A 20,891-nucleotide genomic window follows, 5' to 3' on the forward strand; every position below is an offset into this window, starting at 1 on the left:
ACGACACGATTCAGCCGGACCGCTGGCCGTCGGTACCGGCACACCCGCGATCCGGCTGTGGGGCGTGACGACAGGAAACCGTCTCACTCTCTCGTGGTATCGTCGGCCGGATCGACGAACAGTGAGAGACACCGCTCCCGGACGCCGATCTCGAGGCCAGCCGACGAGAACAGTTCGCCGTCGAGGCTAAACGACACCGGATCGTCCGCGAGCGTGTCGATCGATACCGACGTGGTTTCTCTCGGCGTCGAATCGGTGAATATCCCCGGGAGCGTCCCCCTTTCGATCCCCTCGAGCGATGGCCGCTCGCGGATGGCAGTCACCTCGAGTTGGCCGTCCGTGAACGCGGATTCGTCCCGGCGGCTGATACTCGGGAGTCGAAAGGCGTTGCCGACGAGGACGAGCAACGCGTTACCCAGCCACGTTTCGCTCCCCGACGCGTCCGTTGGCGACTCACCGTCGGTCGTCACGCGAAGCGGGACGCCCTCGTAGGTGGGAAGCAGTCGGATCGTCGTCACCACGTAGGCGAGAGCACCCAGTCGACGTTTCAATTCGTCCGACGTCGCCGTGTTCGCTTCGGCCGAGAGGCCGGCCAGGCAGGTGTTGAGAAACGGCCGCTCGTCGGCGAATCCGACGTCGATCCGTCGTCGGTGTCCACGGTCGAGGATCTCGAACGATCGGTCGATGTCCCAGAGACCGAGTCGCTTCGCAAAGAGGTTGGCCGTACCCGTCGGGATCACTGCGACGTCGGTCGTCTCGAGTGCATCGGCGTCGACGAGCCCGTGGACAGCCTCGTTTACGGTTCCGTCACCACCGGCAACCGCCACCAGCGACGCGCCCCGCTCGGCGGCCTGCCGTGCGAGTCGTCGTGCGTCGCCCGCAGCAGTCGTCTCGACGACTTCGAACCCATGCTCGAGCCCCCGTAACCGGATCTCGGGAGCGTGGTCTCCGGTTCCACTCACGGGATTGCAGACGAGCACCCGATCCGGATCGGCCGCGATTTCGACGCCTGTCTCGTCGGTTCGTATCATTATCGAGGGTCGAACACAGAGAGTCTTCGCGACCGCTGGCCGGCGGACTCGAGGGAGCGTCGGGAGGCGAGCGTGGCAGTCGTGACTGCGATCACTCCTGGGGGCGGATCGTCAACACCGGAACGGGCGAGGTTCGAACGACCCGTTCGGCGACGCTTCCGATCATCACGTGGTCGAGTCCGGTTCGGCCGTGGGTCCCCATCACGATCATGTCGATGTCGTTTGCCGTCGCATAGTTGACGATCGACTCGTGAGATACACCCTTCTCGACCGAGGTCGTCACCTCGACACCCGCGCTTTCGGCGGCGGTTTCGACGCGTTCGACTGCGTCTCTGGCGTCTGCCTTCGCGTCGGTCCGCAACTGATCTCGTTTCAGTACTGCGGAACTCTGGATCACCGAGAAGGCGTGTACAGTCGCATCGAGCGCAGCCGCAATCTCGATACCGCGTTCGGCCGCCATTTGTGCTTCGTCGCTCCCGTCCGTTGGGAGGAGTATCCGCTGGTAGTTTTCACGCGCACGATCGATCGTCTGGTCGATATCGTCTGTCATCGTTTCCCTCGTCAGTGACTGACACCGAGTTCGACCTAAAAACGATGGGGTGGGGCGATCGCATGCGAGTCGTCGACGTCGAACGGCCTCGAGACGCGACCGAGAGCACGAGCGCGGCCGACGATCACTGGAACATCCCGGTCTGGACCTGCTGTTGTTGCTGGCCCTGCTCTTCGGCCATCTGCTGGTACTGCTGGGCGACCTGTTGCATCTGCTGTTGGATCTCGTCGGCCTGTTCGTCGAGCTCGGTCGTGTCGATCTCGAAGTCGACGAGCGGCTCGAGTGCGGTCTCGATCACCGACTTGGCCGCCTGCGGATCGGGAAGGAACGGATGGGAGCGCACGATCAGTAAGGCTGCGGGGACGTCCGCCTGGTAACACGCCCGCACCATCGATCCCGTGATCCCGCCGACGAGCCCGCGCTCGTCAGGGACCTCGATGCCCGCGTCTTCGAGATCAGCCTTGATTTCCGGGGTCGTCGCGACGCCGGTCACCTCGCCGATCTGGGCTTCCGATTCGGCCGGCGCACCAGCGAGGAAGATCGCACGGCTGAACTCCTCGGCGAGTTCCTCGAGTACGCACTTCGAGAGCGGTTCGAACGCCGGCTCCGGGAGCGCGAGGTCGCTCTCGAGGGTCATCACGGCCGGATCGTCGCCCGCATAGACACGAACCAGATCCTGGACGAGGCCGTCCTCGAAGGTGACGACGGGCGGGAACTCGTCGTCGGCGATGTTCCCGCAGTGGTCGAGGCCGAGTTGCGTCGTGATCTGATCGACGGCGATCGCCGCGACGAGACCGTGACCGGGCAGTCCTTCGATGAGAGTCGGCGCGTCGGGAGAGATGTCTGCGACTTGCTCGAACGACGCGGATGGAGTCTGATCGTTCATGCGCGGCCGTGACTACAGTGGCATCGAATATGAGCGTATGGCCGCGTTCCCGACGGATGGTATTCGTCACCGGAAGACACTCGCCGGCGTGATCGAGTTCGACTCGAGGCGGGGACGGACCCGTCGTGCCCGCGGTCGGTCCCGGTCCGCCTGTGGCTATTTACTCGATCGGACCGTACACGAGGTATGTCCAGGACGATACTCGTTCCCACGGAGGGATCACCGCTCTCGACGAAGGCCCTCGAGACGGCGCTGGCCGACTATCCGGACGCCGAGATCGTGGTCGTACACGTCATGGATCCGATCGGGTCGGGCCTCAGCCTCATCGACGTCATGCGTCCGACGTTCGACGACGGCGCCCCGCCGGGTTCGGTCAGTCCAGAGTACTGGCGCGAGTGGCACGAAAAGGCCGAGTCGAAAGCCAAAGCCGTCTTCGACGAGGCACGCGAGACCGCCGCCGAACACGATCGACGCATCGAGACCGTCCTCGAGTTCGGCGAACCCGACGCGATCATCCTCGAGTACGCGGAGGAACGTGACGTCGACCGGATCGTGATGGGGAGTCACTGTCGTTCGGGCGCAGAACGGTTCCTGCTGGGAAGTGTCGCCGAGACTGTCGTCAAGCGGGCACCAGCACCGGTCATGGTCGTTCGGTGACGCGAGAGCCGGCGCTCATACGATCTCCTGCCGTCACGTCCCGTCGCTCGCCGACTCGACTTCGAGTGCCTGCTCGTGGATCGACGGCCCATCCTCGTCGTCCAGGCGCCAGCTGTCGCCGTCGCGGTCGAGCAACTGGACGTCCGCACAGCGCTGACACCGAAGCGGATAGACCGGCTCCGTATTCGACGTCACGACGACTTCGTGGTCCCAGGGATGGCGCCAGTCGTGGCCATACAGCCGGCACTGCCAGTTTAGGTGCCCCATGTCAAGGTATACCATTTGTCAGCAGTTAAGTCACACGGTCGCATGGATCGCCGCGTGATAATTCGCTGGGGCCCTCGTTTCAAATGTATCTGCACGCGACCGTGAGGGACGGGAACAGTTTTATTTGATCGATCGGTGTCCGTTCGGTCATAGCCGTGTGACACGGAGACATCATGACATCAGACACTAACAACGAACTCACCCATCATCTGGGCGTGGCGGTCGCAAGCATCGTCGTGGCGGTCCTGTTGTGGGGCGTCGGATATCGTGGGCAGCGAGTCGTTGCCGCCGTCCCCTTTATCATCCTGTTTGTCGTGATGATTATCGGGCCGCTGGTACGCATTCGACCGTCGATCAGGCGTCGGTTTTCCGGGAACTTTCCCGTAAACTGGCGGTCGGAGCTGGGCATCTGGTTCGCTATCTGGTCCGTTATTCACGTCCTGTTCGTCTTCGCGGCCCGTGACTGGGACGTCGTCGGCTATCTCGTCGATATGAGTCCGTGGGCGTTCGGTGCCAGCGTCGCCGTCCTCATCGCGATCGTTCTGGCGGTTACGTCCAACAACCGAGCCTACGACTATCTCGGGCCGAAAGCCTGGAAGTGGCACCAGAGTCACGGCACGTACGTCATCTTCTGGCTCGTGGCCGTCCACGGCTACGATCGGGCGTATCTCCGTCCGTACGAGGAGATGGGGTTTCCCTCCGACGATCCGCTTCACCTGATCTATCTCGCGATGATCGTCGTGGTTGTCGTCCTCCACGTGGCCGCGTTCGTGGCAGTCGTCTCCGAATATCGAAAAACCGGCGAGTACCCGACCGACCTGTGACCGTCGCTTCGGTCCGTTGCGCTCGTGGTCGTTGCCTCGACATCTCTTCGGTGACACACAGACAGCACGTTCTCATACTGTTGGACAGAACTATTCGACGATCGGTCGCGCGACTGCGGCCGTCCCGACGGTGACGGCCGCGCGTTCGCGACCGACGTCTCACTGACGGCTGTCCGACAGTATCACGCCCAGTCCGTATCAAAACAGCCGCCTCGAGTCGACGTCGACACCACGCTCGAGGAGTCCGATCGTGTAGATGCTTCCCTCGCTCGCACGCCGTGACAGCGCCGAACTGAAGAGACAGGCGATCACGAGCGGCGGGATAATCCAGACGTCGTCGGTCAGCTCGTAGACGACGACGATCGCCGTCAGTGGTGCGTGTGACGCGCCGGCGAAGACCGCCCCCATGCCGACAGCGGCGTACGTCGTCGGGTCGGCGATAGGGACGGGAACCGTCTCGTCCAGTAGCGCGCCGTAGACGGTACCAGTCATCGCGCCGACGTAAAGCGCGGGGGCGAAGATACCGCCGGAGCCACCGCTCCCGAGCGTGACACTCGTCGCGACGATCTTCGCGACAGCGAACACGACGACGACCTCGAGGGCGAACGTGCCGACGAGTGCGTCCTGGATCACCGGGTAGCCGACGCCGTAGACCTGTGGGACGGAAAGTGCGAGGACGCCGAGACAGAGCCCACCCAGTGCCGGCTTTACCGCGGTAGGGACGGGAAGTCGATCGAACCCGCTTTCGATGGCATAGAGGGAGTTTGCGAAGACGAGTGCGACGGCCGCGCCGACGATACCGAGACCGGCGTACGCGATCACTTCCCAGGGACTCTCCACCGAGATCGGCGGGACCGTAAAGATCGGATCCGGGAGACCGATGATGACGTTCGCCGTCGCGGTCCCGGCCACTGCAGCGATCGCGACCGGTAAGGCGTTCTCCCTGGTAACTCGCCCGAGCAGGACTTCCCAGGCGAAGACCATCCCGCCGATCGGAGCGTTGAACGTCCCGCCCAGACCCGCGCCAGCCCCGGCTGCCAGCAACACCGACGGCTGTGGATCGGGGAGTTCGAGGCGGCTGCCGACGGCGGAGCCGATCGTGCCGCCGATCTGGACGATCGGTCCTTCCCTGCCGGTCGCGCCACCGGATCCGATACAGACCGCCGACGCAGCCGCTTTCGCCGGAACGACACGCAGCGGGAGTCGTCCGTGCTTTTGATCGATCGCCTCGATCACCTCGGGGACACCCTCCCCTCTCACCAGACCGCCACCACTGTAGTTGGCGATCAGCCCGACGAACGCGCCGCCGATGGCGGGTACGAGGACGCGATAGTACCAGGGGAGGTCGACAGCCGTCTCGAGTAGCTCCGCTTGTGAGGTCGCCCCGCTGAAAAACAGGGCCGTGAACCCGATCAGCAGGTATTGGAAGGCAACGGCACCGAGCCCACCAGCGATCCCGACGAGAACGCCGAGAACGAACAGTCGGCCGCGAAACGCCGTCTCGAGCGCGTTGACGAGCCGGAGGCCGACAGCGAAGAGGACGTCACGGAGGGTGCGAATCGGGGACATACTGGCGTGGCTGTGCGTGATACGGACTGCTGTCCCGAGTTCCCGCCGATCGCCAGGACGGGTCGGCGATCGGCGGTAATCGACGACAGGAGACCGTACGAATCGTCGACTACGGACCCATCTACGCCGACGGCCGAAATCAAACCCGAACCTACATTCGTCACTGCCGAACACTCACTCGAGCCGAACGGTCGTCTGACATGTACGCCACCGACGAAAACCGGCCAGGCTAGAACTACTTCCGGACGGCCGTGGAACGAACGCAACCGAGATGTACGAGACGATCCTCGTCCCGACCGATGGCAGCGACGTCGCGGAACGTGCCGGCGAGTACGGCCTCGAACTCGCCGATCGATTCGACGCGACGCTTCACGCCATCTACGTGACCGAAGACGGTGGACTCATCGGTGGCGACGGCAACGACGGCCAACAGGCAGTCGAGGACCTCGCCGAGCGCGCAGCCGAGCGAGACGTCGACGCGACGACGAGCGTCCGCGATCCCGACGACGCGGTCCACGGCGAAATACTCGCCTACGCGGACGAACACGACGTCGACCTCATCGCGATGGGCACCCACGGCCGAAGCGGCCTCGATCGGTTCCTGCTGGGCAGCGTCGCCCAGCAGACGTTACGGGAGTCGTCTATTCCGGTCGCGACGGTCCACGACGAGACCGCCCTCGATCGTGAGTTCGATCGACTGCTGGTGCCGGTCGACGAAAGCCACAGCGCGGCGACCGCCCTCGCACACGCGATCGATCTCGCGACCGAGACCGATAGCCGGCTCCACCTGGTACACGTCAGCGACGAGGCGCCACTCGAGGACGAGACGGTGACGTACGACGTGTCGGATTCCGATGGCGAAACGGTCGGCGTAGCACCCGTCGACGACGCCATCGAGCGCGTCCGCGACTCGGACCTGGAGTCGGTCGACGTTTCGGTGCCCAGCGGACGCGTCGATCAGCAGATTCTCGCGGTCGCGGCCGAGCACGACGTCGACGGGATCGTCATGGGTACCCACGGCGAGACCGGGCTCCGGCGGTACCTCCTCGGGAGCACGACCGAACGCGTCGTCCGGTTCGCGGACGTCCCGGTGGTCGGACTCAGCGCACCGCGGACGAAACCGGTGATCGTCGAGTACCTCGACTACCAGGTCGTCGACGAGCACGACTGGACGATCGACGACGACCTCTTCGAGCGAGCCGAGACGGCCGACCTCGAGACCGACGCCTACGGAACCTTCGAGGCTGGCCGCGAGGAGTACGTCCTCGATGCGGCCGAATCGGCCGGCTTAGACTGGCCGTTTCACTGCCGGGCCGGCGGCTGTGTCAACTGCGCCGCGATCGTCCTCGAAGGCGAGATCGAGATGGACGTCCAGCGGAGTCTCTCCGAGGAGGAGGTCGAGGAGGAAAACCTCCGGCTGACCTGCGTCGGCACACCGGCCAGCGACTCGCTCAGGCTCGTCTACAACGCGAAATATCTCGACCGTCTCCAGGATCGAGTCATCTGATACTGCCGGACAGAACGATTCACCGGTCGGTCGTACGACTGCAGCTGTTGCCGACGGTGACAGCCGCGAATTCGCGACCGACGGGTCACTGACTGCTGTCCGGCAGTATGAGCGAGCCGTCCCCGATCGTTCGACCCGAGGCGTTCATACGGACTGCTGTAGTCACGCCACCGGAGACGCTGTTCTTGCTCGCGGGAGGGGCGTCGAAACGACGATCACTCGAGTGCCGTCCGCGCTCGCTGTGCGGTATCTGTTAACAGGTCAACGTCGTCGGTGAACACCTCGACCGCGACGGTACCGTCGAAGCCCGCGAGGTGGTCCGTGACGACGCCGTAGTCGATCTCGCCGGCGCCGATCGGGAGGTGGGTGTCGCCGCGGCTGCGGGCGTCGTGGACGTGGAGGTGCGAAACGAGGTCGCCGTACCCCGAGAGAAATCGATCGACGCCGTCGTTTCCGTCTTCCATATAGGCGTGACCGACATCGAAACAGACGGCCGTCCCCGTCTCGCGGGCGAGATCACCGAGCACGGACAGTTGCAGCCCGCGTTTCTGATGGCCGACGTTCTCGACGACGAGTTCGACGCCGGCGTCGGCGGCGGCCGCACCGATCGCCTCGAGCTGGTCGGCAAAGAGGGGCCGGAGATCCGTGTTATGTGGGTTCCTGGCCGTTCCGTGGAGGACCGCCTTCTGTGCGTCTACGTCGCCGGCCCACTCGAGTAGCCGGGCCAGGTAGTCGACGATCGCGTCGTTGATCTCCGGGACCGGCGTCACGACGACCTGTTTGAACGGCAAGTGAACACAGAGATCGGCGTCCGCGTCGTCGAGAGTCGCCTCGAGTCGATCGATGTCGGTCTCGTCGGGATCGCTCCCTTCGGCGATCGAAAGCTCCGCCAGGTCGAAGCCATCGATCGTCTCGTCCAGTCGCTCGAGCGAGTCGCCGACGGTGAGGCCAACGTCCATACGGATCGATTCGTCGGCGAACACATAAACCGCGGGGAACGACGGCCTCGAACAGGTCCATCCGAGAGTATCTTCGGATACCCGTCACTCGTCTTTTTTATCGTCGGTGTCGTAACCACACGGTATGACGGGACTGCGCTGGGTGCAACTCCCCGAAGACGAACGCGCCGAGTTCCTCGGCAACGGTGGCACCGGCGTGCTCTCCTTTGCAACTGACAGTGGTGACCCACCGGCGTCGCTGCCGGTCTCGTACGGCTATCTCGACGACCCCGGTCATTTCTACTTCAAGCTCTCGTTCCCGCCGGGAAGTTCCAAATCGGACGTCGTCGACAGTCCGGCGTCGTTCGTCGTCTTCGGTGAACACGACGACACGTTGAAAAGCGTCGTCGCCAAGGGGACACTCGAGGAGCTCACGGAGCTACCGCCGGAGTCGGCCGCGATCCAGCGGATGTGGGCAGTCGACATTCCGGCGTACGAGATCTTCGACCGACCGAGAGCGGAGATTCCGTTTCACGATTTCCGGCTGGTTCCGGAGACGGTTACCGGTCGGCGAGCGATGGACGACTCGGAATCGGATTCCGAGTCCTGACGGTCACCCGCGACTCCAGTCTGGGCTCACTCCACCCTTCGTCTTCGTGTAGCCGACGACCAGAGCACGGAGTCGGGACGGCTCGAACTCGATCGCCGAGAGACACCACGAGCCGCGACGGTCGAATCAGATGGCGTCCGTCGCTGTCGACACGGCAACGATCGTCCTCGACCGCAAAAAGCCGGTACAGGGAACCGTCTCAGTAGCTCAGTACCGGTCGAAGAACCGATCCTGGACCTTGACGAAGGCACCCATCAGGATCGAAAACACCGCGACGACACCAGCGATCTGGAGCCAGTGGCCGACCTCGAGTGCGGTGACGCCGAAGAGGACGCTCAGCGGCGTGTACAACACCAGCAACTGGAGCGTGAGCGTGATCGCGATCGCAAGGACCAGCCACCGGTTGTTAGCGAACAGTCCGAGACCGTACCGCGATCGGATCGCGCCGATACGGGCGATCGCCATGAACACGAACGCGGTAAACACCATCGTCTGTGCGAGCACCAGATCGCCGACGACCTGGTTGTAGTAGTAAAACAGCGGCAACAACGTGGCCGTGATCAGCACGGCGATGCCACCGATCGACGACACGATTCGGTCGGTGATGACGCCTTCGTCCGGGGGACGCGGCGGCCGGTCCATGACGTCGTCGGCTTCGGGGTCGACACCAAGTGTCAGCGCGGGAATGCCGTCGGTGACGACGTTGATCCACAGGAACATGATCGGCGTCATCACCAGCCCCGCACCGGACATAATTCCGGTAAACAACAGGAGGACGTGTGCGCCGTTGGCCGAGAGGAAGTAGTTGACGAACTTACGAACGTTGTCGAAGATCCGCCGTCCCTGGCGGACGGCGTCGCTGATCGTCGCGAAGTTGTCGTCGAGCAAGACGATGTCCGACGCCTGTTCGGTCACGTCCGTCCCGCGAACCCCCATTGCGACCCCGACGTCGGCGTTTTTGACCGCCGGGGCGTCGTTGACGCCGTCGCCAGTCATCGCCACCGTATGTCCCTGCTCCTGGAGCGTCTTGAGGATCCGTGTCTTGTGATCCGGCGACGTTCGGGCGAAGACGTCGACGTCCTCGACGACGTCGGCGAGTTCCTCGTCGCTCATTTCCTCGAGTTCGGGTCCGGTGATCACCCGTGCTGACTCGAGACCGATCTCTTTGCCGACCGCTCGAGCAGTCGTCGCGTTGTCGCCGGTGATCATCACGACCTCGATACCGGCGTTCAGACAGGCCGCGAGCGCGCCACGGACCTCCGGACGCGGTGGATCGAGCATCCCCTGGAGGCCGAGAAAGACCATTCCGTCCTCGAGGTCCTCGCTGGCTTCGGCGGGGGCGTCGGGACGGTAGGCAAAGCCCATCACCCGGAGCGCGTCCTCGGCGAACGACTCGTTTTTCGCCTCGAGTTCCCGTCGGCGATCGGCCGTGAGGTCGACGATTTCGCCGTCGACGTACTCACGATCGCAGCGCTCGAGGACGACCTCGGGTGCGCCTTTCATGTAGGCGACGCGCCCGCCAGCGGGAGTCTCGTGAAGCGTCGTCATCCGCTTGCGGTCGGACGTGAACTCGACTTCGCCGATCCGAGGATAGCGGTCGGTCAGTTCGTCGTGATCGAAGCCGGCTTTCTGGGCGGCGACAAACAGCGCGATCTCGGTCGGGTCACCGAGATAGGTAAGTTCGCCTTCGCCTTCTCCTTCGTCGGCTGCGTCCGCCGTGGCGTCCTCGTCGGTCGGTTCGGCATCCCTGTCTGCCCGCCGTCCGAGCTCGACGTTGTTACACAGCATCCCACACCGGACCAACTCTTCGATTCGGTCGGGCTCGATCGCTTCGCCGTCCGCGCGAAACTCGCCCTCGGTGTCGTAGCCAGTCCCAGTCACCTCGTAGGTCTCGCGGTTGGCCGCGATCCGGGTGACCGTCATCTCCTCTTCGGTTAGCGTGCCGGTTTTGTCGGTACAGACGACGTCGACCGAACCCAATCCCTCGACGATCGGGAGTCGTCGAACGAGCGCGTTCTGGTCGGCCATCCGGCGGGCACCGAGTGCAAGCGACAGGGTAACGACCGCGGGTAGTCCTTCGGGGACCGCGGAGACGGCCACCGCGACCGCCGTCATGAACACCTGGACGGGTTCGGTGTCGCCGATCACGAGTTCCGTGACGCCGATCACCGTCACGACGCCCACTACCGCAGCGGCGATGATCTTTCCGAGGCGATCGAGTTCGGTCTGGAACGGCGTTTCGTGCTCCTCGGCTTCCTCGAGCGCGGTCGCGATCCGACCGATCTCGGTGTCGGGACCCGTTTCGACGACGACCGCCGTTCCGGAGCCGCGCTCGACGACAGTGTCTTTGTGGATGACGTTCTCGCGCTCGGCGATGGAAACGTCTCCGTCGATCGTCGCCGGCTGCTTCGAGACGGTAACGCTCTCGCCGGTCAGTGCGGACTCGTCGACGCTCAGATTCGACGCCTCGATCACTCGAGCGTCCGCGGGGACGACGTCACCGGATTCGACGAAGACTACGTCGCCAGGGACGACCGTCGTGGCGTCGATTTCGGTCTTCTCGCCGTCGCGTCTGGCCATCGCGTACGTCGTCGACATCTCCTTTAACGCCTGAATACTCTGTTCGGCGCGAAAGTCCTGAACGAATCCAAACAGCGTGATGAAGACGACGATGCCGGCGATGACGGCGGCGTCGAGTGTCTCGCCGATCGCAGCCATCACTCCCGCCGCGACGATCAGCACCCAGATGAGGACGGACGTATACTGCTCCAGAAAGATCCGCAACGGCGACGTACCCTCTTCAGCTTCGACTTCGTTCGGCCCGGTACGTTCCAGGCGCTTGGCAGCCTCGTCCGAGTCGAGCCCCCGCTCGTCGGTCTCGAGGTCCGCGTACACGTCCTCGAGTGGCTGCGAGTGCCAGTCCTGGTCGGACTCGGGCTCGGTTCGCTCGTATTGTTCTGTCCGTGACACGTGTATATCGTTGGTGACAGTAGCGTAGTACTTAGTCGCAATCCCCGACAGTTGGGAATTGACTCATACGGACCGCTTTCCGTCGGATCCGACACGCGTACAGACGGATCTCGACCGTGTCGGGCAACCGGTCCCGCAAACCGTCAGCCGGTCGGCGAGAACGTGACGAGCCAGCCGTCGTCACGCTCCTCGGCGTCGACTGTGACCGTCTCCCCAGGCTCGACCGAGTCTGCGTCCCGGAGCTGGCCCGTGAGTCGGACGCCCTCGTCGAAGGTCGCGACGACGACCGTATACGGTGTCTCGTCGGCGTACGCCGGGATCGAACTGAAGATCGTCGTCGACGCCGTCACCGTCGCCGTCTCCGAGAGCGATCGTTCCTCGAACGTCCGCGTTCCACACTCGGGACAGACCGAACGTGGCGGCAGGGCCGTCGTCCCACACTCCTCGCAGGCGAGGTAGATCGGGTCGCCGTCGTCGATGCGCTCGGCGAAGTCGATAAACCACTGCTGCATAATCACTCACCTCCCGCCCGCAGGACGTTGACGACGCAACTCGCCCCGCTGCCGCCGACTGTATGCGTGAGTCCGACCGTCGGATCGTCGACCTGGTTGGGATGACGCCCCTCGAGTTGCTTGGTGATCTCGACGAGCTGGGCGACGCCGGTCGCGCCGACTGGATGGCCCTTCGCCAACAGACCGCCGGAGGTGTTGACCGGGATTCGGCCATCGACGGCTGTCTCACCCTCGACGGCACCGCGGGCTCCCTCGCCGCGCTCGAAGAAGCCGAGCGACTCGATCGCGAGGATCTCGGCGATGGTAAAACAGTCGTGGAGTTCGACGACGTCGACGTCGTCAGGCGAGATGCCGGCGCTGTCGTAGGCCTGGTCTGCCGCTCGCTCGGCGGCCCGCGTCCGTGCGAGATCGGGCCGGTCCTGCAGCGCGAGCGAATCGCTCGACTGACCGCTGCCTTCGAACGAAACCGTCGTCTCGAGGCCGTGTTCCTCGGCGTAGGCCGCGGAGACGAGCACCGCAGCGCTCGCGCCGTCGGTGATCGGACAGCAGTCCTGGAGGTTCAGCGGGGTCGCGACCGGCGGCGAATCCAACACGTTCTCGACGTCGGTCTCCTCCAGGCGCTGTGCGATCGGGTTGGTGGTCCCGTTCTCGTAGTTTTTCACTGCGACTGCAGCGAGGTCCTCCTGGTCGGCGTCGAACTCGCGCATATAAGCCTGAGCCATCAGCGCGTAGATACCGGGGAAGGTGAGTCCGGCCTCGTTTTCGTACTCGTTGTCCGCGGCGTTTGCCAGTGCGTCGGTGACCTCACCGAGCCCACTCGCGTGCATCATCTCGACGCCGCCGACGAGTGCAACGTCTGCGTCACCGGCCGCGATCGCCTGGGCGCCCGATCGGGCGGCCGAACTCGCCGAGGCACAGGCACTCTCCGTACGCATCGACGCAGCCTCCCGTGCACCGATGTAGTCGGCGAGCATCGCACCGACGTGGGCCTGGTCGTCGGTGAGATCGCCGATGAAGTTGCCGGCGTACAGTTCCTCGATATCGTGGACGGACAGCGAGGCGTCCTCGAGAGCCTCGAGAGCAGCGTCGGTAAACAGTTCACGGGTCGACGAGTCGGGGTGCTCGCCGAACTCGGTGCTGGCAACGCCAGCGATCTGAACGGTCATGCGGCGGTCGCTACCACGATCCGATGCTTAATACCCACAGGAACCGGTTACATTTCCGATAGACACTAACTCATTTATACGGTTTCGGTGTAGGGGGCGGGCGATGCTCGACAATCAGATTGCGATCGTGACCGGCGGCGCCGTCGGTATCGGGAAAGCCATCGCTGACCGATTCGTCGAGGACGGCGCGACCGTCGTCATCGCCGACATCGACGAGGACAACGGCGAGTCGGCCGCAGAGGAGATCGGCTGTCAGTTCAGTCACTGCGATGTCACCGACTACGACCAGGTCGAGACGGTCGTGGAAGAGACCGTCGACGCCCACGGCGGCCTCGACGTTATGGTGAACAACGCCGGGGTCGCGAGCGTGACCTCCGTCGAGGAGATGGACCTCGAGGAGTGGGAGACCGTGGTCGAAACGAACCTCGACGGCGTGATGCACGGCACGAAGGCCGCGCTGCCCCACCTCAAGGAGTCCGACGGCTGTATCATCAATCTGGGCTCGATCTACGGGCTCGTCGGCGGGAAAGGCGCCGCGTCCTACTCGGCCGCCAAAGGCGGCGTCGTCAACTTCACCCAACAGGTCGCGATCGACTACGCCGATCAGGGCGTCCGCGTCAACAGCATCTGTCCGGGCTTCGTCGAGACGCCGATGACAGAGGACCTGCTCGAGTCCGAACGGTTCTACGACTACCTCGAACGGAAGACGCCGATGGATCGCCACGGCCAACCCGAGGAGATCGCACCAATGGCAGCGTTTCTCGCCTCCGACCAGGCGTCGTACATCACCGGCGCGAACATCCCTGTCGACGGCGGCTGGACGGCGTTCTGACGAACGACGGTGGGACACTCGTACGGCCTCCTGTCGTCACTGGCCACCGAGCGCCACACGGGGGCGGCGATCGGCAGGAACTCGGTACAGGGGTCCGTCTCAGTTCGTCGACGACGCTCCTCGGACCAGCGTCACCGGCCGCGTCGATCGGCGCGCGACGCGTTCCGCGACGCTTCCCGTCAGCAGTCGAGCCGTCAGCGATCGGCCGTGGATCCCCATGACGAGTTGGTCGTATCCGTGTTCGTCGGCGTACGCGCCGATCTCCGTCGCCGGATCGCCGTACGCAGTCGCCGTCTCGAGGTCGACGCCACGGTCCGCAGCGACGGCCGTCGCTGACTCGAGGATCTCGTCGGCGACCCGCTCGTGGGCCGTCCGGATCTTGTCGAGATAGGTCCCCTCGACGTCCCCACGGGAGCGGTCGAACGGAAGCGAAATGACGTGAACTGCAGTGTGTGTGCCCTCGGGAAACGTCTCGAGAGCATAGGCGAGTGCGGCTTCGGCCTGTTCGGAGCCGTCGATCGGGATCAAGATCGTTCCAGGGAGCTTCCGGTCGCGGACGTCCGTCGCCGGCTCGGGGACGACCGTCGTCGTGACGGGCGAGCGCCGAACGACGGCCTCGCTGACCCGTCCCAGAAACGGGCGGCTCACCGGTGACTCGCCGTGACTCCCGAGGACGATCCCATCGACGTCGTGCTCGGTCGCAACCGAGAGGATCTCGGTGTGTGGCTTTCCGGTCCGCCGCTCGGTCTCGAGTTCTCGACCGCGGTCGTCGGCCAGATCGACCGCACGCTCGAGTACGCGATCACCGTCTCGCTCCGGATCGGTCTCGACTCCCCCGCGATGGTCGTGTCTGGGGCCGACGACGTACAACGCGGTCAGTGCCGCGTCCGGAAACGACGCAAAACAGTACTCGAGGGCGCCCAGAGACGGATCGGTGCCGTCGATCGGAACGAGGACGTGTCGTGACATACAGCGGCGCTCGTCGGCTGTTCGTCGTCCGAGAAAATAAAGACGAGCCCCTCGTTCGAATCCACCGCTCGGGGGCACTCGTGGCGTGCCGTTTGGCTCCGTACTTTTGCCCGTTGGTGACGAACGAGGAGCATGACCCTGTTCGGTGAGTTCCGGTTCGATCTCGACGCGTTTCCGCTCACTCGAACCCTGTCGGAATGCCCCGACGCGGTCGTCGAAATCGAACGCATCGTCGTCAGCGAGGGTGTGTTCTCGCCGTATTTCTGGGTCGACAGCCCTCGACTGGACGCGTTCGAGGCGACCGCCGACACGGATCCGTCCCTCGAGGAACTCGAGCGAATCGATACGTTCGACGACGAACGACTATATCGCGCACGGTGGACCGACCGCGTCGAAAAGACGGTTCACGGGTTCGTCGAGCCCGGCATCGTGATTCTCGAGGCGTCGGGCGACGGAACGGGCTGGGAACTCCGGATCCGGTTCGACGGACAGGAACAGCTCACGACGTTTCAGTCGTTTTGCGAGGACCACGACATCCAGTTCGTCTTGCAGCGTCTCTACCGCGAGTCACAGTCGATGACGGCGGGACAGTACGGACTCTCCGACAAACAACGGGAGGCGCTCGTGGCCGCGTGGAACGCCGGCTACTTCGAGACGCCCCGACAAACGACGCTCGAGGAGGTCGCGGAATCGCTCGATATTACACACCAGTCGCTCTCACAGCGATTACGACGCGCCCACGACGGACTAATCGCGAACACACTCGTCGTGACACCACCATCGGACGACGAGCCGGCCTGATCGACGCGGTCAGTTCCGTATACCGACTGCTGTCACCACCCCTCCTCGAGGGAGAGACAGCGCTTTAGGATAAATCGCTGCAAATGAAGCGCGGGTACTGGTGTGTGTTGAATCTAAACACAGTAACGACTTCGATGTCAGAGGACGACACCGAGCGGACGACGGGCGAACACGACACAGCGACTGCCGAGTTGGACCGTACCGTTTCGATCGATCGAAACGAGCAACCGAGCGACGTGGTCGTCATGGCGGTCGCAGCCGAAACCGGACACGATCCCCTCGAGTTGCCGCCGCTTAGCGACACCGTCGACCCGGCTGGGTTGAACGACCTGTTCGATTCCGCCGGCGTCCCGGACAGCGTGCTCGTCTCGATGACCTACGCCGGGTACGACGTTCGCGTCAGTCGGCAAACCGTACGCCTCTGCAAGCAGTGACCGTCTGAAAGCGGACGGTCGGCGAAGGCGGCGGTGAGCCACTCGAGGTGGAATCTTATATCGATACGCGGTGTATCGGTACGTATGAGTGACCACATCCTCGTTCCCTACGACGGATCGGAGCCGGCCGAATCGGCACTCGAGTACGCGTTCGAGAACTTTTCCGACGCCGACGTTACCGCGTTGTACGTCCTCTCGGTTCCGGAGGGGTACTGGGGAGCGTTCGAAGGCGCCGACGACGAGATCAGCGACGAGGCCCGCAAGCGGGGTGAGTCGGTCCTCGAGGAAGCGACGGCGGTCGCCAAAGAGCACGACATCGACGACTTCGAGACCGAACTCGCCTCTGGAACGCCGGACCACGAGATCGTCGCTCGAGTCGAAGAAGAGGCGTACGACACCGTCGTGATCGGAAGCCACGGTCGGGAAGGTGTCTCCCGGATCCTGCTCGGCAGCGTCGCGGAGAACGTCGTCCGTCGGGCCCCCGTTCCCGTTATGGTCGTTCGCTGACTTCCCCGTCCGCCGTCACTCTCGTCGCGGCGTCCACATGACAGCATCGTCGCCATCGAATCGGCGAGTCGTCAACCGTTTCAGTCCCCGACCACTCGTCAAACGTACGAACGTTCGATGACCGACGACGACCGAGACGAAGACGAGTTCGAATCGATCCTCGTGGCGACCGACGGCAGCGACGCCGCGAACGCGGCCCTCGAGCGGGCATTGGACCTGGCCGAGAGAACGGGTGCAACCGTAGACGTCCTCTCCGTGGTCGATACATCCTCGAATCCGATGCGGTTCGGCGTGACTGACGTCGCAGAACTCCACCGGACCACGGAAACGCTCGTCGACGAGATCGTCGCGACCGTCGCAGGCCGTGAGGTCGAGATCCACGGAGCGATCCGTCGTGGTCGCCCCGTAGACGTAATTCTCGCGTACGCAAGCGAGAACGAACTCGACGTGATCGTCGTCGGCCGAACGGGGCGTGGAAGCGTCACAGAAGCGCTGCTCGGCAGCACTGCCGATCGACTGATCCGACAGGCCTCGGTTCCCGTGATCGTCGTCCCGGACGACGCTGACGACGAAGACGAGTCAGTCGGACTGCTGTGAGTTAGTGCCAGCATACCGCGAGTTCGCGACCGACGTCTCACTGGCTGCTATCCAACAGTATGAGCGGTGAGAATCGTGGCAAGGATTTACGCTTCGGACACGCGAACGACGAGACAGTACGATGTCCCAGACGATTCTGGTCCCACACGACGGCTCGGAACACGCACAGGCGGCGTTCGAGTACGCACTCGAGACGTTTCCGAACGCACGGATCGTCCTCTTTCACGCGATCGATCCGTTCGAAGTGACACCAGACGAGGCCGGACTACCTCGGCTGACCGAGGAGTGGCACGACCAGCAGCGAGCCGATGCCGACGACCTCTTTGCGAACGCGCGTCGGGATGTCGAGGAGGGGTCGGCGACGATCGAGACGGACACCGCTGTCGGCAACCCACCACAGACGATCGTCGCCTACGTCGCCGAGTCCGATGTCGACCAGGTGGTGATGGGCAACCGCGGTCCAGGCGGTCCGGACCGACCGCTCGGCAGCACCGCCGAACTCGTTGTCAGACGCGCCGACGTGCCGGTAACGGTCGTCCGATAGCGCGTTCTCTACGTTCCCGGAACTATCAACAAGCGTAAAAGGGGTGCGTGGCGAGAAATAGTATGATCGAAACGGGCCTTTGGGTCGTCCTGGCGGCGGGGGTGTTTACGGCGATCATCTGTGGGCTCGGAACGGTTCCGTTTTTCTTCGTCGACGAGGTCAGCGACCGGGTCACCGTCGTTCTCTGGGGGCTCGCGGGTGGCATCATGTTGTTCGCATCCGTGTTCGGCTTCATCGTCGAGGGCCTCGGCGAGGGAACGCTCACGCAGGTCGGCACCGGTCTCCTCGTCGGTATCGTCCTCGTCGTCGCCGCCGATCGACTCATCTCCGGCTACGAGTTCCAACCACATGAGATGCCCGACGCCGACTTCCGCAAACTCGTCTTGATCGTCGGCGTCCTGACCGTTCACAGCTTCCCCGAAGGCGTCGCTCTCGGCGTCGCCTTCGCCGATCTCGGCGTCGAAGGCGATCTGATCGTCGGCGGGCTAGCGATACCGGCGCTGGCGATTTTCATCACGATCGCGATCTCGATTCAAAACATTCCTGAAGGGCTGGCCGTCGCGATCCCACTGCACACCTACGGGCTGTCGAACTGGAAAATCTTCGGCTGGGCCGTTTTCTCGAGTATCCCACAGCCGATCGGCGCTGGTATCGCGTACGTGTTCGTCACGTTCGCTCGTGAATTCCTCCCCTTCGGTTTCGGGTTTGCGGCTGGCGCGATGATCTACCTCGTCTTACACGACATCTTTCCCGAAGCCCTCGATCACGGCGCGGAGCTACCCGGAAACGGACGGCGCGAACTGGCCGCCGGAATCGCCCTCGGCGTCGCGATCATGGTCCCCGTCATGGTGCTGACGGAGTGAGACCGGCCACTGTCGTCAGTATCGCAACCCACGGATTCGGTTATGTATCTCGGACCGTCAGAGCAGACCGTATGAGAAAACTCGAGACCATACCGGACATCTTCGACCGTCGGTTACGGTAACAGTCGTCGAAGTCGCGAGGGTACCGGATCGTACCGCCGGGCCAGAATAACCGTTCCAGCGGCGTGTCTCCCGACCGCTTCGGAGACGGTCCCGAGAAGCTTTCGCTGGATCAGTCCACCCCGCGAAACCCCGAGGACGGTGACGTCGTGCTCGGTCGTCCAATCGGTGATCGCACCCGCGACGTCGTCGCGCTCGACGAATTCGCGGTCGACCGATCGAACGCCGTCAAACGTCGTCGTCGTGCCCTCCAGTATCGCTCTCGCCTCCTCTCGGGATATCTCCGGTTCTTCCGGATCGAATACGTGTAACAGCGTGACTGACGCGTCGTTCCGTCGAGCGATCGACGCGGCCGCCTCGGACGCGAGCGCTTCGTGTGGACCGCCGGCGACTGGAACGAGTACCGACTCGATATCGTCGGGGCGTGGTGTCTTGATCCGCTCGACGAGCACGTCACACTCGGCGTTTCGCAGTACCTTGTCGATGTGGCTCCCCAGAATGATGTCCTGTCGCGGCGGCCGACCGCGCCATCCCAGTAGGATCGTCTCGACATCGTACTCCGAGACTGCCCCGACGATCCCCGTCGCGACACCGCGTGCGATCCGGATCCGGTGATCGACCGGCACACCGTGATCCTCAACGCGTGTCGCCATTTCCTGAAGCAACTCCTCGGTTTCCTCCTCTAGGAGATATCGTCGACCGTCCTGCAATGAGAGCTGTGACGGAACCTCGAGGACGTACATGAGAAGAATTCGATAGGAGTGATCAGTAGCGATATCGATCGCGGTCTCGAGCTGTCGCTCGGCCGTTTCGACGTTCGCGACCGGAACGAGCAACGTCCCGTCTGCGTTCGAAGGAGTCTCAGTCATCGTTACCAATCGACTGAACGTTCTCCATCGTAATCATTGTCCGCCACTGCGCTATCGGACTGCGCCACTCCCGCACCGACTGCAGGCGACTCATTCATCACACTTCAGCCGATCTCTGACTTCCCCTACCGTCCGCGGGTTTATCCGATATGCCGCGGCCAACCGGAGTATGTCGTCTCGACACCGTTCGACGCGACGTACCGTCCTCCGAACGATCGGTTCCCTCAGTATCGCGACGGTCGCCACGTCGGCAGCTGCTAGCGCACGCGGCGATTCCGACGATACGATACCGGCCAACGACTCGCCATCGACCCCACTCGATACGACACGCTACGTCGCCGTCGTCGACCGCATCGTCGACGGCCGCCACGTCGTCTTGCTTCTTGAGCGCGACGGTGACCTCGTCGATCAACACGTCGCTCCGCGATCGAAACTCGAGGACGTCGACGAAGGCGCTATCCTGCAGGTCGTCCTACAGGACGACGAACTTCTCACGGCACAACAGCTTTCGAAACGACCGGGCCGAAGTGCGACCGACGAGTCGCCTCGAGATCGGCTCGATGACCTCGTTTCGTCGACCGAAGCGACATAACGTCCCGACACTCGAGTCCCGTGTGGACACAGTGATCGGATTCCAAACTCGAACACAACCTGAGGCGGAACAGAAGCAGTTCGTTCCCCAACAGTCAATTGTCAGTGGATTGAATCGCACGTAGCAGTCGCTATGGTATGAAGAGTATGAGTAGAAGCGGCGAGTCGCTTTTCCCAGAGGGTCTCCCACTCCAGTACTCACCGACACGCAGGCGGGCTTATCTTCCGTGTTCGGGATGGGTACGGGAGGATCCCCACCGCTGTGGCCGCTGTAATG

The 20,891-nt window shown here is 63.6% G+C and carries 23 protein-coding genes and 1 rRNA gene; 12 read left to right on the forward strand and 12 right to left on the reverse strand.

Annotation, left to right across the window (positions count from 1 at the left end):
* Positions 1 to 83: 83 nt before the first annotated feature.
* The 3 genes from RBH26_RS18255 to RBH26_RS18265 form a co-directional block, all read right to left on the reverse strand.
* On the reverse strand, positions 84 to 1,031 hold the full coding sequence (locus tag RBH26_RS18255) for a diacylglycerol kinase family protein (protein WP_306759812.1): 948 nt from the start codon (positions 1,029 to 1,031) through the stop codon (positions 84 to 86).
* A gap of 91 nt (positions 1,032 to 1,122) precedes the next feature.
* Positions 1,123 to 1,581: a universal stress protein gene (locus RBH26_RS18260; RefSeq protein ID WP_306759813.1), complete on the reverse strand. Its 459-nt coding sequence runs from the start codon at positions 1,579 to 1,581 to the stop codon at positions 1,123 to 1,125.
* A 124-nt stretch (positions 1,582 to 1,705) separates the two neighbouring features.
* Positions 1,706 to 2,467 carry a PAC2 family protein gene (locus RBH26_RS18265; RefSeq protein WP_306759814.1) on the reverse strand — a complete coding sequence of 254 codons (762 nt, stop codon included), beginning with the start codon at positions 2,465 to 2,467 and terminating at the stop codon, positions 1,706 to 1,708.
* Between the two features lie 186 nt (positions 2,468 to 2,653).
* Between RBH26_RS18265 and RBH26_RS18270 the strand changes: the two genes are divergently transcribed.
* Positions 2,654 to 3,124: a universal stress protein gene (locus RBH26_RS18270; protein WP_306759815.1), complete on the forward strand. Its 471-nt coding sequence runs from the start codon at positions 2,654 to 2,656 to the stop codon at positions 3,122 to 3,124.
* 33 nt (positions 3,125 to 3,157) lie between these two features.
* Here the strand turns inward: RBH26_RS18270 and RBH26_RS18275 are convergent, their stop codons facing one another.
* Complete coding sequence (locus RBH26_RS18275) at positions 3,158 to 3,391, reverse strand: hypothetical protein (RefSeq protein WP_306759835.1); 234 nt, start codon at positions 3,389 to 3,391, stop codon at positions 3,158 to 3,160.
* A 173-nt stretch (positions 3,392 to 3,564) separates the two neighbouring features.
* On the opposite strand from RBH26_RS18275, the gene RBH26_RS18280 reads away from it, so the two are divergent.
* Positions 3,565 to 4,215, forward strand: coding sequence for a hypothetical protein (locus tag RBH26_RS18280; RefSeq protein WP_306759816.1), 651 nt, complete (start codon positions 3,565 to 3,567; stop codon positions 4,213 to 4,215).
* A 198-nt stretch (positions 4,216 to 4,413) separates the two neighbouring features.
* On the opposite strand, the gene RBH26_RS18285 is transcribed toward RBH26_RS18280, so the two are convergent.
* A complete protein-coding gene (locus RBH26_RS18285; RefSeq protein ID WP_306759817.1) occupies positions 4,414 to 5,784 on the reverse strand; it encodes a chloride channel protein in 1,371 nt (456 codons plus the stop codon).
* Positions 5,785 to 6,055: 271 nt separating this feature from the next.
* On the opposite strand from RBH26_RS18285, the gene fer reads away from it, so the two are divergent.
* Entirely contained in the window at positions 6,056 to 7,291 is a 1,236-nt protein-coding gene (gene fer / locus RBH26_RS18290; RefSeq protein ID WP_306759818.1) for a ferredoxin Fer, read from the forward strand.
* A gap of 215 nt (positions 7,292 to 7,506) precedes the next feature.
* Here the strand turns inward: fer and RBH26_RS18295 are convergent, their stop codons facing one another.
* On the reverse strand, positions 7,507 to 8,250 hold the full coding sequence (locus tag RBH26_RS18295; protein ID WP_306759819.1) for a sugar phosphate isomerase/epimerase: 744 nt from the start codon (positions 8,248 to 8,250) through the stop codon (positions 7,507 to 7,509).
* 124 nt (positions 8,251 to 8,374) lie between these two features.
* On the opposite strand from RBH26_RS18295, the gene RBH26_RS18300 reads away from it, so the two are divergent.
* On the forward strand, positions 8,375 to 8,839 hold the full coding sequence (locus RBH26_RS18300; RefSeq protein ID WP_306759820.1) for a pyridoxamine 5'-phosphate oxidase family protein: 465 nt from the start codon (positions 8,375 to 8,377) through the stop codon (positions 8,837 to 8,839).
* Positions 8,840 to 9,046: 207 nt separating this feature from the next.
* Here RBH26_RS18300 and RBH26_RS18305 read toward each other — a convergent pair whose 3' ends face one another.
* The 3 genes from RBH26_RS18305 to RBH26_RS18315 form a co-directional block, all read right to left on the reverse strand.
* A complete protein-coding gene (locus RBH26_RS18305) occupies positions 9,047 to 11,809 on the reverse strand; it encodes a cation-transporting P-type ATPase (RefSeq protein ID WP_306759821.1) in 2,763 nt (920 codons plus the stop codon).
* Between the two features lie 143 nt (positions 11,810 to 11,952).
* Positions 11,953 to 12,321: an OB-fold domain-containing protein gene (locus RBH26_RS18310; RefSeq protein ID WP_306759822.1), complete on the reverse strand. Its 369-nt coding sequence runs from the start codon at positions 12,319 to 12,321 to the stop codon at positions 11,953 to 11,955.
* Positions 12,322 to 12,323: 2 nt separating this feature from the next.
* On the reverse strand, positions 12,324 to 13,487 hold the full coding sequence (locus RBH26_RS18315) for a thiolase domain-containing protein (RefSeq protein WP_306759823.1): 1,164 nt from the start codon (positions 13,485 to 13,487) through the stop codon (positions 12,324 to 12,326).
* 103 nt (positions 13,488 to 13,590) lie between these two features.
* On the opposite strand from RBH26_RS18315, the gene RBH26_RS18320 reads away from it, so the two are divergent.
* On the forward strand, positions 13,591 to 14,319 hold the full coding sequence (locus RBH26_RS18320) for an SDR family NAD(P)-dependent oxidoreductase (protein WP_306759824.1): 729 nt from the start codon (positions 13,591 to 13,593) through the stop codon (positions 14,317 to 14,319).
* A gap of 99 nt (positions 14,320 to 14,418) precedes the next feature.
* On the opposite strand, the gene RBH26_RS18325 is transcribed toward RBH26_RS18320, so the two are convergent.
* Positions 14,419 to 15,288, reverse strand: coding sequence for a universal stress protein (locus tag RBH26_RS18325; RefSeq protein WP_306759825.1), 870 nt, complete (start codon positions 15,286 to 15,288; stop codon positions 14,419 to 14,421).
* Between the two features lie 132 nt (positions 15,289 to 15,420).
* On the opposite strand from RBH26_RS18325, the gene RBH26_RS18330 reads away from it, so the two are divergent.
* The 6 genes from RBH26_RS18330 to RBH26_RS18355 all read left to right on the forward strand — a co-directional run bounded on the left by RBH26_RS18330 (position 15,421) and on the right by RBH26_RS18355 (position 19,034).
* A complete protein-coding gene (locus tag RBH26_RS18330) occupies positions 15,421 to 16,089 on the forward strand; it encodes a helix-turn-helix domain-containing protein (RefSeq protein WP_306759826.1) in 669 nt (222 codons plus the stop codon).
* Positions 16,090 to 16,223: 134 nt separating this feature from the next.
* Positions 16,224 to 16,523 carry a HalOD1 output domain-containing protein gene (locus RBH26_RS18335; protein WP_306759827.1) on the forward strand — a complete coding sequence of 100 codons (300 nt, stop codon included), beginning with the start codon at positions 16,224 to 16,226 and terminating at the stop codon, positions 16,521 to 16,523.
* Between the two features lie 84 nt (positions 16,524 to 16,607).
* A complete protein-coding gene (locus RBH26_RS18340; RefSeq protein ID WP_306759828.1) occupies positions 16,608 to 17,030 on the forward strand; it encodes a universal stress protein in 423 nt (140 codons plus the stop codon).
* 117 nt (positions 17,031 to 17,147) lie between these two features.
* Positions 17,148 to 17,627 carry a universal stress protein gene (locus RBH26_RS18345; RefSeq protein ID WP_306759829.1) on the forward strand — a complete coding sequence of 160 codons (480 nt, stop codon included), beginning with the start codon at positions 17,148 to 17,150 and terminating at the stop codon, positions 17,625 to 17,627.
* A gap of 121 nt (positions 17,628 to 17,748) precedes the next feature.
* Complete coding sequence (locus RBH26_RS18350) at positions 17,749 to 18,171, forward strand: universal stress protein (RefSeq protein WP_306759830.1); 423 nt, start codon at positions 17,749 to 17,751, stop codon at positions 18,169 to 18,171.
* A 62-nt stretch (positions 18,172 to 18,233) separates the two neighbouring features.
* Positions 18,234 to 19,034: a ZIP family metal transporter gene (locus RBH26_RS18355; RefSeq protein WP_306759831.1), complete on the forward strand. Its 801-nt coding sequence runs from the start codon at positions 18,234 to 18,236 to the stop codon at positions 19,032 to 19,034.
* Between the two features lie 113 nt (positions 19,035 to 19,147).
* On the opposite strand, the gene RBH26_RS18360 is transcribed toward RBH26_RS18355, so the two are convergent.
* Positions 19,148 to 20,023, reverse strand: coding sequence for a universal stress protein (locus RBH26_RS18360; protein ID WP_306759832.1), 876 nt, complete (start codon positions 20,021 to 20,023; stop codon positions 19,148 to 19,150).
* Positions 20,024 to 20,192: 169 nt separating this feature from the next.
* Here RBH26_RS18360 and RBH26_RS18365 point away from each other — a divergent pair, with 169 nt between their 5' ends.
* Complete coding sequence (locus tag RBH26_RS18365; RefSeq protein WP_306759833.1) at positions 20,193 to 20,615, forward strand: DUF3006 domain-containing protein; 423 nt, start codon at positions 20,193 to 20,195, stop codon at positions 20,613 to 20,615.
* A 151-nt stretch (positions 20,616 to 20,766) separates the two neighbouring features.
* Here RBH26_RS18365 and rrf read toward each other — a convergent pair.
* Positions 20,767 to 20,888 (reverse strand): 5S ribosomal RNA (rrf, locus tag RBH26_RS18370).
* Between the last annotated feature and the right edge of the window lie 3 nt (positions 20,889 to 20,891).

It is taken from the genome of Natronolimnohabitans sp. A-GB9, assembly GCF_030848565.1.
In the GTDB taxonomy this organism is placed as follows: domain Archaea; phylum Halobacteriota; class Halobacteria; order Halobacteriales; family Natrialbaceae; genus Natronolimnohabitans.